This window comes from Frateuria defendens, from assembly GCF_001182895.1.
GTDB classification, from domain to species: Bacteria; Pseudomonadota; Gammaproteobacteria; order Xanthomonadales; family Rhodanobacteraceae; genus Frateuria_B; species Frateuria_B defendens.
In genome coordinates, this window is the sequence record NZ_LFQR01000049.1 from 1 (window position 1) to 14,197 (window position 14,197).

The 14,197-nt window shown below is 70.5% G+C and carries 17 protein-coding genes; 10 read left to right on the top strand and 7 right to left on the bottom strand.

The genetic code is table 11. The features are described 5' to 3' along the window. Window positions 1-197 precede the first annotated feature (197 nt). Entirely contained in the window at window positions 198-881 is a 684-nt protein-coding gene (locus ACH65_RS08230; RefSeq protein ID WP_049622108.1) for a methionine ABC transporter permease, read from the bottom strand. Next, window positions 878-1,888 (bottom strand): methionine ABC transporter ATP-binding protein, encoded by a 1,011-nt coding sequence (locus ACH65_RS08235; protein WP_049622109.1) that lies wholly within the window; start codon window positions 1,886-1,888, stop codon window positions 878-880. The genes ACH65_RS08230 and ACH65_RS08235 overlap by 4 nt, the downstream gene beginning before the upstream one ends. 276 nt (window positions 1,889-2,164) lie before the next feature. On the opposite strand from ACH65_RS08235, the gene ACH65_RS08240 reads away from it, so the two are divergent. Beyond that, window positions 2,165-2,650 (top strand): glutathione peroxidase, encoded by a 486-nt coding sequence (locus ACH65_RS08240; protein ID WP_049622110.1) that lies wholly within the window; start codon window positions 2,165-2,167, stop codon window positions 2,648-2,650. Window positions 2,651-2,699: 49 nt separating this feature from the next. Here ACH65_RS08240 and ACH65_RS08245 read toward each other — a convergent pair whose 3' ends face one another. Beyond that, on the bottom strand, window positions 2,700-4,052 hold the full coding sequence (locus ACH65_RS08245) for an MATE family efflux transporter (RefSeq protein WP_049622111.1): 1,353 nt from the start codon (window positions 4,050-4,052) through the stop codon (window positions 2,700-2,702). 128 nt (window positions 4,053-4,180) lie between these two features. Between ACH65_RS08245 and ACH65_RS08250 the strand changes: the two genes are divergently transcribed. Continuing rightward, window positions 4,181-4,663, top strand: coding sequence for an FKBP-type peptidyl-prolyl cis-trans isomerase (locus ACH65_RS08250; protein ID WP_049622112.1), 483 nt, complete (start codon window positions 4,181-4,183; stop codon window positions 4,661-4,663). Window positions 4,664-4,790: 127 nt separating this feature from the next. On the opposite strand, the gene ACH65_RS08255 is transcribed toward ACH65_RS08250, so the two are convergent. Further along, the gene (locus ACH65_RS08255) at window positions 4,791-5,876 is read right to left on the bottom strand and encodes a phospholipase A (RefSeq protein WP_049622113.1); all 1,086 of its coding nucleotides are present in this window, start codon (window positions 5,874-5,876) and stop codon (window positions 4,791-4,793) included. 124 nt (window positions 5,877-6,000) lie between these two features. Next, window positions 6,001-6,441 (bottom strand): hypothetical protein, encoded by a 441-nt coding sequence (locus ACH65_RS08260; RefSeq protein WP_049622114.1) that lies wholly within the window; start codon window positions 6,439-6,441, stop codon window positions 6,001-6,003. A gap of 159 nt (window positions 6,442-6,600) precedes the next feature. On the opposite strand from ACH65_RS08260, the gene ACH65_RS08265 reads away from it, so the two are divergent. After that, window positions 6,601-7,839: a winged helix-turn-helix domain-containing protein gene (locus ACH65_RS08265; protein WP_049622115.1), complete on the top strand. Its 1,239-nt coding sequence runs from the start codon at window positions 6,601-6,603 to the stop codon at window positions 7,837-7,839. A gap of 55 nt (window positions 7,840-7,894) precedes the next feature. Here the strand turns inward: ACH65_RS08265 and ACH65_RS08270 are convergent, their stop codons facing one another. Further along, window positions 7,895-8,341 (bottom strand): hypothetical protein, encoded by a 447-nt coding sequence (locus ACH65_RS08270; RefSeq protein WP_049622116.1) that lies wholly within the window; start codon window positions 8,339-8,341, stop codon window positions 7,895-7,897. A 355-nt stretch (window positions 8,342-8,696) separates the two neighbouring features. Between ACH65_RS08270 and ACH65_RS08275 the strand changes: the two genes are divergently transcribed. The 6 genes from ACH65_RS08275 to ACH65_RS08300 all read left to right on the top strand — a co-directional run bounded on the left by ACH65_RS08275 (window position 8,697) and on the right by ACH65_RS08300 (window position 12,770). After that, window positions 8,697-8,906, top strand: a complete 210-nt coding sequence (locus ACH65_RS08275; RefSeq protein WP_049622117.1) for a cold-shock protein — start codon at window positions 8,697-8,699, stop codon at window positions 8,904-8,906. Between the two features lie 277 nt (window positions 8,907-9,183). Beyond that, complete coding sequence (locus tag ACH65_RS08280; protein ID WP_049622118.1) at window positions 9,184-9,393, top strand: cold-shock protein; 210 nt, start codon at window positions 9,184-9,186, stop codon at window positions 9,391-9,393. A 105-nt stretch (window positions 9,394-9,498) separates the two neighbouring features. After that, window positions 9,499-10,401: an alpha/beta hydrolase family protein gene (locus ACH65_RS08285; RefSeq protein ID WP_053096217.1), complete on the top strand. Its 903-nt coding sequence runs from the start codon at window positions 9,499-9,501 to the stop codon at window positions 10,399-10,401. A 58-nt stretch (window positions 10,402-10,459) separates the two neighbouring features. Next, entirely contained in the window at window positions 10,460-11,518 is a 1,059-nt protein-coding gene (locus ACH65_RS08290; protein WP_049622119.1) for an NADH:flavin oxidoreductase/NADH oxidase, read from the top strand. Between the two features lie 13 nt (window positions 11,519-11,531). After that, entirely contained in the window at window positions 11,532-12,404 is an 873-nt protein-coding gene (locus ACH65_RS08295; protein WP_049622158.1) for a pirin family protein, read from the top strand. Window positions 12,405-12,467: 63 nt separating this feature from the next. Continuing rightward, on the top strand, window positions 12,468-12,770 hold the full coding sequence (locus tag ACH65_RS08300) for an Mpo1-like protein (RefSeq protein WP_049622120.1): 303 nt from the start codon (window positions 12,468-12,470) through the stop codon (window positions 12,768-12,770). A gap of 22 nt (window positions 12,771-12,792) precedes the next feature. Here the strand turns inward: ACH65_RS08300 and ACH65_RS08305 are convergent, their stop codons facing one another. Beyond that, a complete protein-coding gene (locus tag ACH65_RS08305; protein ID WP_049622121.1) occupies window positions 12,793-13,182 on the bottom strand; it encodes a cytochrome c in 390 nt (129 codons plus the stop codon). A 156-nt stretch (window positions 13,183-13,338) separates the two neighbouring features. Between ACH65_RS08305 and ACH65_RS08310 the strand changes: the two genes are divergently transcribed. Further along, window positions 13,339-14,127 carry a tRNA threonylcarbamoyladenosine dehydratase gene (locus ACH65_RS08310; RefSeq protein ID WP_049622122.1) on the top strand — a complete coding sequence of 263 codons (789 nt, stop codon included), beginning with the start codon at window positions 13,339-13,341 and terminating at the stop codon, window positions 14,125-14,127. Window positions 14,128-14,197 lie beyond the last annotated feature (70 nt).

The window sequence follows — 14,197 nt, forward strand, 5'->3', positions numbered from 1 at the left end:
TGGGCAAGCAAAGAAAAGTAACTCGCTCCCCGGCAGGGGAGCGAAACCCCCGGCCAAAGGCCGGCCAGCCCGCGATAAGCGCCCCGATTCAATCCAGCCACGCAAAGCTTGGGTGACCCACTTCGCTGTGGTGAAGCGCCCCCGGCCTACGCCGGAGCCAAATCACCCCGCAGGAAGCTGGGCAAGAGGAGCGGCATTCAGCGCCGCCCGTAGCGCGCCACCACGCGGTCGCCGAGCATCTGCAGCAGCTGCACCAGCACGATCAGCAGCGCCACCGTGACCAGCATGTAGTCGGACTTGTAGCTCAAGTAGCCGTAGCGGTAGGCGAGGTCGCCCAGGCCGCCGGCGCCGATCGCGCCGCCCATCGCGGTGTAGCCGACCAGCGCGATGGCGGTGACGGTGACGGCGGCGAGCAGGCCGCCGCGCGCCTCCGGCAGCAGCACGTGGCGCACGATCTGCCAGGTGCTGGCGCCCATCGCCTGGCTGGCCTCGACCACGCCGTGCTCCACCTCGCGCAGCGCGGTCTCCACCAGCCGCGCGAAGAACGGCGCGGCGCCGATCACCAGCGGCGGGATGGCGCCGCGGATGCCGAGCTTGGTGCCCACCAGCACGTAGGTGAGCGGCATCAGCACGATCATCAGAATGATGAAGGGGATCGAGCGCAGCACGTTCACCAGCAGCGAGAGCACGCCGTACGGCTTGGGCATGGCGCACAGCTGGCCGCGGCCGGTGAGGAACAGCAACACGCCCAGCGGCAGGCCCACCAGCACGGTGAGCGCGAGCGAGCCGCCCAGCATCAGCAGGGTGTCGATGCAGGCCTGGCCGATCTCGACCCAGTCGTCGATGTTGGGAAACAGCGATTGCAGCAGCGGCGCGCTCATGCCTTCAGCTCCTCGATTTCGATGCCGGCGGCGCGCAGCGCGGCCAGGGCGGCGTCGGTGTCGGCGCCTTCCAGCGCCAGGGTGAGCTGGCCGTAGGGCATGCTCTTGATGCGGTCGATACGCCCGGCCAGGATGTTGAAGTCCACGCCCGTCTCGCGCATCGCGCGGCTCAGCGCCGGCGACCAGGTGGTCTCGCCGCGGAACGACAGCCGCAGGATGCGGCCGGGTATCTGCGCGTAGCGCGCCTGCTCGGCCGCGGCCTCCTCCGGCAGCGCCTCGTCCACGAAGCGGTGCGTGGTCGGGTGCTGCGGATGCAGGAATACGTCGGCCACCGGCCCGTGCTCCACGATCACGCCGGCGTCCAGCACCGCCACGCGGTCGCACACGCGGCGTACCACGTCCATCTCGTGGGTGATCAGCACGATGGTGAGCTTGAGCTCGCGGTTGATCTCGGCCAGGAGTTCGAGCACGGAGGCGGTGGTCTGCGGATCGAGCGCGCTGGTGGCCTCGTCGCAGAGCAGGATGGAGGGACGGTTGGCCAGTGCGCGGGCGATGCCCACGCGCTGCTTCTGGCCGCCGGAGAGCTGCGAGGGGTATTTGTCCGCATGGGCTTCCAGGCCCACCCGCGCCAGCAGCTCCGCCACCCGGGTGCGGATCGCCGCGGCGTCGCGCTCGCCGGCCAGGCGCAGCGGGAAGGCCACGTTGTCGGCCACCGTCTGCGAGCCGAGCAGGTTGAAGTGCTGGAAGATCATGCCGATGCGCCGCCGCTGCGCGCGCAGCGCGGTGTCGTCGAGCGCGGTCATGTCCACCTCGTCGATCAGGATGCGTCCGCCGCTCGGGCGCTCCAGCAGGTTGATCAGCCGCAGCAGGGTGGACTTGCCCGCGCCGGAGTGGCCGATGATGCCGAATACCTCGCCGTCGGCGATCGTGAGGTCGAAGGGCTGCAGCGCGGGAACCTCCCGCCCGGCGACGCGATAGGACTTGTGGACGGCCTGGAATCGGATCACGGAATGCTCTCGGCGGCTGGCGCGGCGTCGCGCTCGTCAAGGCGATGCGTGGACTGCGTCGCAAAAAACGAAGCATAAGGCCAAGGCCGGTGGCCGAACACCCGGCGGGCTGCTCCCAGCCTGCTCAAGGGCCGCCAGCCGCTCCCCCACGGTATCCGCGATCGAGCCTGGAGGGCATCCCCAGGCCACACTGGCGCGGCGGAAACGATGAGCTGTAGACGCCGCTGTACCGCGCTGGTTCTAAACTGATCCACCACACCCGCGAGGATCGTTCCCATGACCACCGTCTACGATTTCAGCGCCGCCGACATCGACGGCAACGAGCGCTCGCTGTCCGAGTGGCGCGGCCAGACCCTGCTGCTCGTCAACGTGGCCTCCAAGTGCGGCTTCACTCCGCAGTACGAAGGGCTGGAGACGCTATGGCGCGAATACGGCGGCCGCGGCTTCGCCGTGCTCGGCTTCCCCTGCGACCAGTTCGGCCACCAGGAGCCGGGCGACGAGGCCGAGATCAAGAACTTCTGCTCGACCAGCTACGACGTCACCTTCCCGCTGTTCGCCAAGATCGAGGTGAACGGCGAGCACGCGCACCCGCTGTACAAATGGCTCAAGAGCGAAGGCAAGGGCATCCTGGGCAGCGAGTCGATCAAGTGGAACTTCACCAAGTTCCTGGTCGACCACGACGGCCGCGTGGTGAAGCGCTACGCGCCCACCGACACGCCGGAGAAGATCGGCCGCGAACTGGCCCCGCTGCTGCCGGCCTGAGCCGGCGCGGGTGTCCGCGTGTCATGCCTCGGGCCGGCCGAGGGTTCCCTCAGGAGGCCGCCGGCCGCAGCCATGCCTGCCGCCGGCGCAGCCGCAGCGCGATCGCGCCCAGGCTCGCGCCGCGCACCGCCATGAAGGCGAGGAAGGCCAGCCACAACCCCTGGTTGCCCCAGTCGCGGCCGGCCCAGGCCAGCAGCGCGAACAGCGCCACCGAGAGGAGCATGCCGTCGCGCATCTCGCGGGCGCGGGTGGCGCCGATGAACAGGCCGTCGAGCAGGTAGCTCCACACCGCTACCAGCGGCAGCGCGGCCAGCCAGGGCAGGGCCGCGTAGGCCACGGCGCGCACCGCGGGCAGGTTGGTCTGCGCGTCCACGAACAGGCGGCCGCCGAGCCCGAACAGCAGCGCATAGCCCACGCTGCCCAAGAGCGACCAGCCGCCGGCCACCACCAGCGCGCGGCGCAGGGCGTGGCGGTCCCCGGCACCGATGGCATGGCCGCACAGCGCCTCCACCGCGTTGGCGAGGCCGTCGAGGCCGAAGGCGGTGAGCATCAGACCGTTGAGCAGCAGCGCATTGGCCGCCACCACCGCGTCGCCGAGGCGCGCGCCGAGCACGGACAGCGCGAAGAACACGCCCTCCAGCGCCAGCGTGCGCAGGAAGATGTCGCGGTTCACCGCCAGCAGCGGCCGCCAGTGCGACCAGCCGCGCAGCGCCTGCCAGTCGATGCGCCCGTCCACGCCGCGCGCGAGCCGCCGTGCCCGCGCCAGCCCGTACAGCGCCCCGCACCACTCGCCGGCGGCCGAGGCCAGCGCAATGCCTTGCACGCCCCAGCGCAGCCCGAGCACGAGCAGCAGATTGAGCGCGATGTTGACCAGGTTGGTGACCAGGAGCAGCGCCAGCGTGGTGCGCGCGTGCTGCGCGCCGACGAACCAGCCAACCAGCGCATAGTTCAGCAGCGCCGCCGGCAGGCCGAGCAGGCGCAGGTGCAGGTAGCCGAGGCCGCTGTCGCCGAGCGCCGCCGAAGAGTGCATCAGCGCGAGCAGCCAGGGCAGCAGCGGCAGCATCAGCGCGCCGGCGGCTATGCCGAGCGCCAGTGCGAGCCCCAGCGCCTGCGCCAGCACCGTGCGCAGCGCCGAGCCGTCGCGCGCGCCGGCGGCCTGCGCGGCGAAGCCGGTGGTGCCCATGCGCAGGAAGCCGAAGCTCCAGACAGGCAGCGCATAGACCGCGCTGCCTACCGCCACCGCGCCGAGATCGCTGGCCTGGGGCAGGTGGCCGGCCACCGCGCTGTCCACCAGCGCCACCAGCGGCACGGTGAGGTTGGAGAGGATCATCGGCGTGGCCAGCGCCCATACCTGCCGGTGCGTGGGGCGGTGGCGCCAGTCGTGCATCAGCGAGGCGGACATGGAACAGCGGACCGGGCGGGGGGCGTGCATTTTCGCATGCCGGGCGAGCAGCGGGCGCGATCTGTTAGGCTAGGTCGTTCTTGCCGGTGCGAGATGCCGGTTTTCCCCACCGCAACGCGAGAACCACCATGCAGATTTCACCCCGTACCGTTGCCTCGTTCCACTACACCCTGACCGACGACCAGGGCCAGGTGGTCGACAGCTCCTCCGGCCGCGAGCCGCTCACCTATCTGCACGGCAGCGGCCAGATCGTGCCGGGCCTGGAGAAGGCGATGGAAGGCCGCCAGCCGGGCGACCAGTTCAAGGTGGACGTGACGCCGGAAGAAGGCTACGGCGTGCACCACGCCGAACTGGTGCAGCAGGTGCCGCGCGCCGCCTTCCAGGGCGTGGACGACGTCCAGCCGGGCATGCAGTTCCAGGGCCGCGGCCCGCAGGGCGCCTTCAACGTGGTCGTGACCAAGGTCGAGGACGACACCGTGCACGTGGACGGCAACCATCCGCTCGCCGGCCAGGCGCTGCACTTCGCCATCGAAGTGACCGACGTGCGCGAGGCCAGCGACGAGGAGCTGTCGCACGGCCACGTGCACGGCCCGGGCGGCCACGACCACTGAGCGCCGCGCCGCGGACTGCGGCATCGCATCGAGTCACGCACGAAAAAGCCCGGCGATTGCGCCGGGCTTTTTTCGTGCGGCCGCGCGGCCTTTAGTGCGTGGGACGCCGCCGATGCGGCGCTGGCGCTCAGTACCAGTCGAGCAGCGACACGCCCAGGCCGAGGTAGGTGGCGTTGTGGTTGTAGTCGATCAGGCTCTCGCCGTAGCCCTTGAACACTTCCATGTAGCCGCGCAGGTTGCCGGCCATCGGGAAGCTCCAGGTGAAGCGGGCGGCGCCGTGGCTGTCGCTGCCGCCGCGGAAGGAGTGGCGCAGCATCATGCCGAATTCCTGGCTGCCCACCTCGTGCACGATCTGCACCTCGCCGCGGCCCATGTAGTTGCTGATGTCGGGGTTGTTGTCGTTCTTGCCGTGCTCGGGGATGCGCCACCACGGACGCAGCATCACCGTCCAGCCGTCGCGCTCGAAGCCCACGTTCGCCACCACCCGGTTCCAGCTGCGCGAGAGCGGGTTGGAGCGGCCGTTGGACTGGTGGTCGAGGCCGACGGCGAACATGCGCCCGTCCCAGCCCAGCACGTCGTAGTGGGTGGCGAACACCAGCAGCGCCTCGGGCTCGTAGTTGGTTTCGCGGAACGGTCGCGAGGTCTTGTTGTTGTAGACCTGCCAGCGCGAGGACTGGGTGTAGCCCACCCACAGGTCGCCGACGTCGCCGAACACGCCCTGCCACACCTTGGTCTTGAGGCTGAGCTGGAACTTCGCCTCCACGTTGTCCAGCTGCTGCGGCGTGGTCACCGTGTTGAGCGGGTTGGGGCTGGACGGGCGCGTGTTCTGGTTGCTGGTGGCGAACACCGGCATGAAGTAGACGGGCTTGTAGCCGCGCACGTTGAGCGTGCCGAGCTTGCTCTCCGGCGACAGCTCCCAGCGGCTGTCGAGCAGCGACAGCGGGCGGTTCACGGTCTTGGCACTGGTTGCCGCCTGCACGCTGGCGTCGGTATGGAAGAGGTCCGGCCCTTGCGCGGCGGTTTCGTCTTTCTTCTGCGCCGCGGGCAGGTGATCGCGGCCGGTGGCGCGGTCGTAGCAGGCCAGGCGCTGCGCGTCGCTCTCGATGCCGGTGCAGGCCCGGATGTCCATCGGGTCGGGGTTCTGCGCCCGCGCGGCATGGGGCGCCAGGCTTGCGCACAGCACGAGTGTCATAGCGGCGGTCAGTCGCTTCATCGGATCTCCCAAAGTGTCCCGCACTCATGTGCCTGGCGGGAAAAGTGTAGTGGAGCGTTCCTGCATGGCGGATACGAAACCGCCGGCCGCGTCGCCGCGGCCGGCGGTCCATGCGGGCCTGGATTTATTTCTGCTGGGTCCAGCGTGTGTATTCGCTCTTGCTGATCTTGCCGTCGCGGTTGCGGTCGGCGTGGATGAAATCGTTCGCCAGCGGCGGGTAGGTGGCGGCCTGCTCCTCGCTGATCGACTTGCCGCCGTTGGAGAGTTGCGAGAAGTCCGGCGGCGTGCTCTCGGGCGCGGCCGGCGGCATCGAGGAGTGGATCTCCGGCTGGCCCTGCGACGCCTGGCCCTGCGCGGGCGGCGGCTGGCCTTGCGGCGGGTTCGCCGGCGGCGGCATCGCCTGCGGCGGCGCCATGCTGGTGGCGGCGCCGCCGGGCGCGGGCGCGGTCGATGCGGGCGCGGGCTGCGGCGGCATCGGCGGCTGGTTCTGCGCCAGCAGCGGCGCGGCCAGCAGCGCGGTGCCGGCGGCGAGCAGGGACAGCAGCAATGGGTTGCGAGGTTTCATCGTCGATACTCCATGCGAAGATGCGAGAGTGCGCGAGCGATGCGGGATTGCGTCGTAGGCGCCAAGCCGCACGCTAGCAAAGCATTCGTAAACAGCGACTCAACCCAGGCGTCGAGGCCACGTGAAAACGCGATCCCGTTGCAGCAGCCTTCATCCGCGATGACGGATTCCCGTTTTTCCCTCAGCCTGGCGCAGGCCCAGCGCCTGCAACTGGCCGCCCAGGGCCTGCTGCAGACGCCGCGGCGGCGCGCGCGTCCTGCCGACGTGGTGGCCGCCGTCGAGCGCATGCGCCTCCTGCAGATCGACAGCATCCACGTGGTGGCGCGCAGCCCCTACCTGGTGCTGCACGCGCGGCTGGGCGACTACGAGCCGGCATGGCTGGACGAGGCGCTGGCCGCCGGGCGGCTGGCCGAATGCTGGGCGCACGAGGCCTGCTTCGTGCCGGCCGCCGACCTGCCGCTGCATCGCGCCTGGAGCGGGCGTGCCCACCATTGGGCGCATCGCCACGCGGCGCGCATGCACGGCGAGCACCGCGACGCGATGGAGGCGCTGCTGGCGCGCATCCGCACCGACGGGCCGATGCGTGCGGCGGATTTCCCCAACGGCGAACGCCCCGCCAGCGGCTGGTGGACGTGGAAGCCCGAGAAGCGCTGGCTGGAGGCCTGGTTCGCGCTGGGCGCGTTGATGGTGACGCGGCGCGAGCGCTTCCAGCGCGTCTACGATGTGGCCGAGCGCGTGCTGGCGAAGCTCGATCCGCCGTTCGCGCCGGTGGCCGCCGATGCGGCCGCGCTGCGCCGGCGCTTCATCCTGGACAGCGTGCGCGCGCTGGGCATCGCGCAGGCGCGCTGGATCGCCGACTACTACCGGCTGAAGCCCGCGGTGAGCGAGGCCGAACTCGCGCCGCTGCTGGCCAGCGGCGAACTGCTCGCGGCATCGGTGGCGGGCTGGAACGTGCCGGGCTACGTGCACCGCGACCACGCCGACCTGCTGGCGCAGGCGGCCCAGGGGCGGCTGCGCGCCACCCACACCGCGCTGCTGTCGCCGTTCGATCCGCTGGTGTGGGACCGCGCCAGGGTGCAGGCTCTGTTCGGTTTCGAGTACACCATCGAGTGCTATACGCCCGCGCCGAAACGGCGCTACGGCTATTACGTGCTGCCGATCCTGCATCGCGGCCGGCTGGTCGGCCGGCTGGACGCCAAGGCCCATCGCACGACGGGTGTGTTCGAGATCAAGACGCTGTGGCTGGAGCCCGATGTCGAGCCCGCACCGCGCCTGCTGGAAGAGGTGGCGTCCGCCATCGCGCGCACCGCCCGCTGGCACGGCACGCCCACCGTACGGCTGGTGCGCGCGCCCTCCGGCGTGGCGGCGGGGTTGCGCGCGGCCTGGCGCGACGGCTGACTCGACGCCTGTTCGCGATCCGGCGGGAGAGCGGCTGGGCAGCGGCGAACGGGGCTCAGCGGGAACCGCTGCTGCCGGCGGCGGCCGGCCCCGTCTCGCACGGCTTGCCGTGCAGCGCCCGGCGCAGCTGCGTGGCCAGCGCATTGCAGCGGGAGGCGAGCTGCGGGCGGATGTCGGGGTTCTGGGCGTCGCGCAGCAGGCTGGTGCGCATGGCCTGGTAGCGGGCTTCCAGCTGGTCGGTCGGATAGATGCCGGCGGCGCGGTGGCAGCCCTTGTAGCTGGCCAGATAGGCGTCGCACAGGGCGATGCCGGTGCGATCCGGCAGCGGCGCGAGCGCCGGGTGCTGCGGCGGGACGGCCGATGCGGGCGCCGCATGCGTGGCCGCGGCGCGGTGCTGGGCGGTCGCCGCCGCGCGGTCGCCGCGGGCCGCCTTGCCCCCGCAGCCGGCGAGCAGCAAGGCTCCGGTCAGGGCGGCAAGGGCGAGGGACGGGCGGGTGGTCATGCGGGCGTCGGCCGGAAGTTGGGGCCAGTATCGGGCGGAAGGCCAGCATCGTCCACCGGCGGCGGGGCACGATTTCGTGAAGTCGCAATTAAAGGCGCGATTGCGACAATGCATCAATTCGAGGTTTAGGCCGAAAAACTATTTATTAAGCTGAACGGGGAGGGTCGCTTTGTACGCAAAGCACGGTTATGATGCCGATACTGCGTCTGCCGGGGTCACCAAAGTTCCGTGGCCCGATGCTGCCGATCTCGATCTGCCTCATCGCCTCACCCCTAGGGTTTCCTTGCATACCAGTAAGCCGGCTCGTCCATGTGGACGTGGCCGAGTCTCTTCACAAACCTTACGGAGTGTTTCTATGTCTGATCGTCAGATCGGTACTGTCAAGTGGTTCAACGACGCCAAGGGCTTCGGCTTCATCAGCCGCGACAACGGCCCGGACGTCTTCGTGCATTTCCGCGCGATTTCCGGCACCGGCTTCAAGAGCCTGCAGGAAGGCCAGAAGGTGAGCTTCAAGGTCGTGCAAGGCCAGAAGGGTCTGCAGGCCGACGAAGTGCTGCCGGCTTAATCGCCAGCATTTTGCAATGCACAAAAAGGCCGGGCCGCGAGGTCCGGCCTTTTTGTTTTTTGTGACGTGTAATACGAATGGACAGCCACAGTTTTCCGAAAAGTGCTTGCTTCGGCGGAAATCCGTTATGCTTGCAAGCACTGCGGTTGCTCGGTTCTCGTGTGCCCGACGCCAGGGATCTTCGGCGTCCCGCTCCACCTGCTCCTGGCTGCCCAGTTGAGTCGTCGGCCAGGGGGAGGCCGGCTTGTGTCGGTGACGGGTAGTTTCGGAGTGAGTCATGTCGGATCGTGAAATTGGCACAGTCAAATGGTTCAATGACGCCAAGGGGTTCGGGTTCATCAGTCGCGACAATGGTCCCGATGTCTTCGTGCATTTCAGGGCCATCGTCGGGTCGGGTTTCCGCAGCCTCAAGGAAGGGCAGAAGGTGAGCTTCAAGGTCGTGCAGGGCCAGAAAGGCCTGCAGGCCGATGAAGTGTCTCCGGCCTGAAGGCGGAGTCGATATACGAAAAGGCCGGCGCAAGCCGGCCTTTTTTATTGAAGTCTCGTTCGTCGTTAATGCGCACGATGCTGCGCGGATCTGGGGTGGTCGGGCATGCAAGCCACGATGGAGCCGGTTGCCGGCGACGTGAAAATCCAGCGGTTGCCGGCCACCGCCCGCGACGGCGCGCGGGCGGAGGTCACCTTGCTGCGGCCGGCCGCCGGCCCGGCCTCGTGCCTGCTGTACTGGCTGCCGGCGATGGGCGTGTCGGCCAGGCACTACCTGCCACTGGCCGCGGCGCTGGCCGCGCGCGGCGTCGCGGTGGCGCTGCACGAGTGGCGCGGCCTGGGCTCCAGCAACCGGCGCGCCGGGCGGCGGCAGGATTGGGCCTACCGCGAACTGCTGGAGGACGACCTGCCGGCCGGCCTGGCCGTGGCGCTCGATGCGCTGCCGTCGCTGCCGCTGTGGCTGGGCGGGCACAGCCTGGGCGGCCAGCTCGCGTGCCTCTACGCGGGGCGGCATGCGGAGCAGACGGCCGGCCTGGTGCTGGTCGCCTCCGGGGCGCCGTACTGGCGCAGCTTCCGGCATGCCTGGCCGATCCGCATCGCCTACGGCCTGGCGCCGTGGCTGGCGGCGTTGCGCGGCCACCTGCCGGGGCGCTGGATCGGCTTCGGCGGCAACGAGGCGCGCGGGGTGATCGGCGACTGGTCCCGCAGCGGCCGCAGCGGGCGCTACGCGGCGGCCGGCCTCGGCGAGCTCGAGACCGGCATGGCCCGCTACGCGCGGCCGCTGCTGGCGCTGCGCCTGCGCGACGACTGGCTGGGCCCAGCGGCCTCGCTGGACTGGCTGCTGGCCCGGCTGCCGCAGGCGCCGCGCACGGTGGCGGTGCTGGCCCCGGACGAGCTGCAGGGCCCGGCCGATCATTTCAGCTGGATGAAGGCGCCCGGCCCCGTGGCCGCGCGCATCGCCGGCTGGCTGGCCGCGCAGCCGTTCGCGTTTCCGGCCACCGGCTCTTGAAGCGGTGGCGTGCGGACGGCATGTCATGGCCCATCGTCCGCATTCCCGAGGTTTTCCCATGGATCTGTTTTCCCCGTTCCCGCAGCGCACGCTGACGCTGCGCAACCGCATCGTGGTGTCGCCGATGTGCCAGTACAGCGCGCAGGACGGCGTGCCCAACCACTGGCACCTGGTGCACCTGGGCAGCCGCGCGGTGGGCGGCGCGGCGGCGGTGATCGCCGAGGCGACCGCGGTATCGCCCGAGGGGCGCATCTCGCCGCAGGACGTGGGCCTGTGGAACGACGCCCAGCTGCAGGCCTGGCGGCCGATCACCCAGTTCATCCGCGAGCACGGCGCGGTGCCCGGCGTGCAGCTCTCGCACGCCGGCCGCAAGGCCAGCGCGCACCGGCCGTGGGAGGGCGGCGGCGCCCTGCCGGCCGGGCAGGGCGACTGGACCACGGTGGCGCCCTCGGCGATTCCCTTCGACGAGGGCTGGCACGTGCCGGAGGCGCTGGACGCGATCGGCCTGCGCAAGGTGGTGTCCGATTTCCGCGCTGCGGCGCAGCGGGCGCTGGCGGCCGGCTTCCAGCTGATCGAGCTGCACGCGGCCCACGGTTACCTGCTGCACCAGTTCCTCTCGCCGCTCAGCAACCGCCGGGGCGACGACTACGGCGGCAGCTTCGAGAACCGCACCCGACTGCTGCGCGAGATCGTGGCGGCCGTGCGCGAGGTGTGGCCGCAGGAGCTGCCGCTGTGGGTGCGCCTGTCCGCCACCGACTGGAGCGAGGGCGGCTGGGACGTGGAGCAGAGCGTGCGGCTGGCGCGCGAGCTGAAGCCGCTGGGCGTCGACCTCATCGACACCTCCAGCGGTGGCCTGGTGGCGCACGCGAAGATCGCGCTCGGCCCCGGCTACCAGGTGCCGTTCGCCGCGCGCATCCGCGAGGAAGCGCAGATCGCCACCGGTGCGGTGGGCCTGATCACCACGCCCGCGCAGGCCGCGGCGGTCGTCGCCGAGGGCAAGGCCGATGTGGTGCTGATCGCCCGCGAGAGCCTGCGCGACCCCTACTTCCCGCGCCGCGCCGCACAGGAACTGGGTGCGGCGGTGCCGCCGCCGGTGCAATATCAGCGGGCTTGGTGAACGGGGGATGCCGATGGATGCCGTACCGCAGCTGATCGAAGGGCGCGAGCAAGACCTGGGCGACGGCTTTCGCGTGCGCCGCCTGCTGCCGGTGCAGCAGGTACGGCACGTGGGGCCGTTCGTGTTCTTCGACCACATGGGGCCGGCGGATTTCGCCGCCGGCACCGGCATGGACGTGCGGCCGCACCCGCACATCGGCCTCGCCACGGTGACCTGGCTGTTCGAGGGCAGCATCCGCCACCGCGACAGCCTGGGCAGCCTGGCCGACATCCGCCCGGGCGAGATCAACTGGATGACCGCCGGCCGCGGTATCGTGCACTCCGAGCGCACGCCGCCGGCGCTGCGCGAGAGCGGCCAGCGCCTGCACGGCATCCAGACCTGGGTGGCGCTGCCGCAGGCGGATGCGGAGACGGCGCCGGAATTCCATCACCACGGCACGGACGAGCTGCCGCGCATCGAGCGGCCCGGCGCCGGCCTGGTGCTGGCGATCGGCACGGCCTACGGCAAGCGCTCGCCGGTGAAGGTGTTCGCGCCGATGTTCCTGGTCGAGGCCCAGTTGCAGGCCGGGGCCGTGCTGGACTGGCCGCCGGAGCATGCCGAACGCGGCCTGTTCGTGGTCGAGGGCGCGGTGCGCTGGGGTGATCTGGAGGTGCCCAAGGGCCGGATGGCGGTGCAGGCGGGCGGCGAGACAGCGTCGCTGCACGCCACCGCGGCGAGCCGGGTGGTGCTGTTCGGCGGCGCGCCGCTGGACGGCGAGCGGCACCTGTGGTGGAACTTCGTGGCCAGCAGCCGCGAGCGCATCGAGCAGGCCAAGGCCGACTGGGCGGCGCAGCGCTTCGGCAGCGTGCCCGGCGAGGAGGGCGAGTTCATCCCGCTGCCGGGATGAGCTTGCGCGGGGCGGCCGCCGGCGTCAGGCTGGCGTGGCCGCCGTGCCGTGTGGAGGCCCACCATGTCGCGCTTCGCCAGCTTCCGCGAGTTCTACCCCTACTACCTGGGCGAGCACCGGCATCCGGTATGCCGGCGCTGGCATGTGGTGGGCAGCACGCTGGTGCTGCTGGTGGTGGCGTTCGCGCTCGCCACCGGGCAGTGGCGGGCGTTGTGGCTGGCGCCGCTGGCCGGCTACGGCTGTGCCTGGATCGGCCATTTCGTCTACGAGAAGAATCGCCCGGCCACCTTCAGCCACCCGCTCTACAGCCTGATGGGCGACTGGGTGATGTTCTGGCAGGTGCTGCGCGGCAAGGTGAAGCTGTAGCGCCGCAAGCCGGTTCGCGCGCCTAGTCGTATTTCTGGTGGCAATCGTGGCAGGCCTGCAGCACCGGCTTGATGGTGGCCTCGAGCGCGGGGCAGTCGGCCGGAACGGCCTGCGCGGCGCCGTGCAGGGTCTCGCGCAGCTTGCCCGCCAGCGCGAGGAAATCGGGCTCGGTGCCGGCGAAGGCGGGCTCCACGTCGAGCGAGGCCATGTACATCTGCTGCAGCCTGGTGTGGCTCGCCGCCGCCTCGCACTGGCCCCGCTTCACGGCCTGCTTGAGTTCGCCGATGTGGTGCTCCATCACGTTCATCACCGCCTTCGGCAGCGGGTCGCGCTCGCGCAGCGCGTTCATGGCGAAGACGGTACCGATGATGCCGATCGCCAGTCCAAGCACGATCAGTAGGGCTGCACGCATGGGGTTCCTCGACTCGTGGCGCAGGATGCTCCGGTGAGCATAGCGGGCACGGTGCGCCCGCGCAGGACATAAAATGGCGTTTTGCACCCCCGGAACGGCGGCTCGTGCGGCATCGCGCGGGCGCCGCTTCCCACAGTGTTTTTCGGAGCAGCAAGCATGAGTGAGGTGAAGTTTCCGGCCGAGCGCTTCGCCGGCGTCGACCGCCTGTACGGCAGCGGCGCGGTGGAGAAGCTCGCGCACGGCCACGTCTGCGTGATCGGCGTGGGCGGCGTCGGCTCGTGGGCGGCGGAGGCGCTGGCGCGCAGCGGCGTGGGGCGGCTCACCCTGATCGACGGCGACGAGGTGTGCCTCTCCAACACCAACCGCCAGCTGCACGCGCTGGACGGCGAATACGGCAAGCCCAAGGTGGGCGTGATCGCGGCGCGCGCGCATGCGATCAACCCGGCGATCCGGCTGGAGGCGGTGGAGCGCTTCCTCACCCCGTCCACGCTGGACGAGCTGCTCGACCGCCGTTACGACGTGGTGCTCGACGCCTGCGATGCCTTCCGCGTGAAGCTGGAAACCATCGCCTGGTGCCGCCGGCGCAAGCTGCCGATCGTCTCGGTGGGCTCGGCGGGCGGGCGCACCGACCCCACCCAGATCCGCGTGCGCGACCTCTCGCGCACCGAGCATGACGCGATGTTCAGCCTGATCCGCAAGAAGCTCCGCCAGGACTTCGGCTTCCCGCGCAACCCGGACCGCTACTTCGGCGTCAGCGCGGTCTATTCGCTGCAGAACGTGCAGTACCCGCAGCCGGACGGCAGCGTGTGCGGCACGCGCCCGCCGGGCAGCGATCCGCTCAACCTCTCCTGCAGCGGCGGCGGGCTGGGCGCGGCCACGCACGTCACCGGCGCGTTCGCGTTCGCGGCGGTGGGCAAGGTGATGGAGAAGCTGCTGGGGCGGTGAGTTCGCGCCGCGCTGCAAGGCCCGCGAGGTGCGTCCCTCTTCTCTCGGGAGAAGGGTTGGGGTGAGGGGG

Bases quoted from the DNA above. Each gene is read 5' to 3' on its own strand.
- ACH65_RS08230 (WP_049622108.1), bottom strand. From the start codon at position 881: ATGAGCGCGCCGCTGCTGCAATCGCTGTTTCCCAACATCGACGACTGG.
- ACH65_RS08240 (WP_049622110.1), top strand. From the start codon at position 2,165: ATGACCACCGTCTACGATTTCAGCGCCGCCGACATCGACGGCAACGAG.
- ACH65_RS08245 (WP_049622111.1), bottom strand. From the start codon at position 4,052: ATGTCCGCCTCGCTGATGCACGACTGGCGCCACCGCCCCACGCACCGG.
- ACH65_RS08250 (WP_049622112.1), top strand. From the start codon at position 4,181: ATGCAGATTTCACCCCGTACCGTTGCCTCGTTCCACTACACCCTGACC.
- ACH65_RS08255 (WP_049622113.1), bottom strand. From the start codon at position 5,876: ATGAAGCGACTGACCGCCGCTATGACACTCGTGCTGTGCGCAAGCCTG.
- ACH65_RS08260 (WP_049622114.1), bottom strand. From the start codon at position 6,441: ATGAAACCTCGCAACCCATTGCTGCTGTCCCTGCTCGCCGCCGGCACC.
- ACH65_RS08265 (WP_049622115.1), top strand. From the start codon at position 6,601: ATGACGGATTCCCGTTTTTCCCTCAGCCTGGCGCAGGCCCAGCGCCTG.
- ACH65_RS08270 (WP_049622116.1), bottom strand. From the start codon at position 8,341: ATGACCACCCGCCCGTCCCTCGCCCTTGCCGCCCTGACCGGAGCCTTG.
- ACH65_RS08275 (WP_049622117.1), top strand. From the start codon at position 8,697: ATGTCTGATCGTCAGATCGGTACTGTCAAGTGGTTCAACGACGCCAAG.
- ACH65_RS08280 (WP_049622118.1), top strand. From the start codon at position 9,184: ATGTCGGATCGTGAAATTGGCACAGTCAAATGGTTCAATGACGCCAAG.
- ACH65_RS08285 (WP_053096217.1), top strand. From the start codon at position 9,499: ATGCAAGCCACGATGGAGCCGGTTGCCGGCGACGTGAAAATCCAGCGG.
- ACH65_RS08290 (WP_049622119.1), top strand. From the start codon at position 10,460: ATGGATCTGTTTTCCCCGTTCCCGCAGCGCACGCTGACGCTGCGCAAC.
- ACH65_RS08295 (WP_049622158.1), top strand. From the start codon at position 11,532: ATGGATGCCGTACCGCAGCTGATCGAAGGGCGCGAGCAAGACCTGGGC.
- ACH65_RS08300 (WP_049622120.1), top strand. From the start codon at position 12,468: ATGTCGCGCTTCGCCAGCTTCCGCGAGTTCTACCCCTACTACCTGGGC.
- ACH65_RS08305 (WP_049622121.1), bottom strand. From the start codon at position 13,182: ATGCGTGCAGCCCTACTGATCGTGCTTGGACTGGCGATCGGCATCATC.
- ACH65_RS08310 (WP_049622122.1), top strand. From the start codon at position 13,339: ATGAGTGAGGTGAAGTTTCCGGCCGAGCGCTTCGCCGGCGTCGACCGC.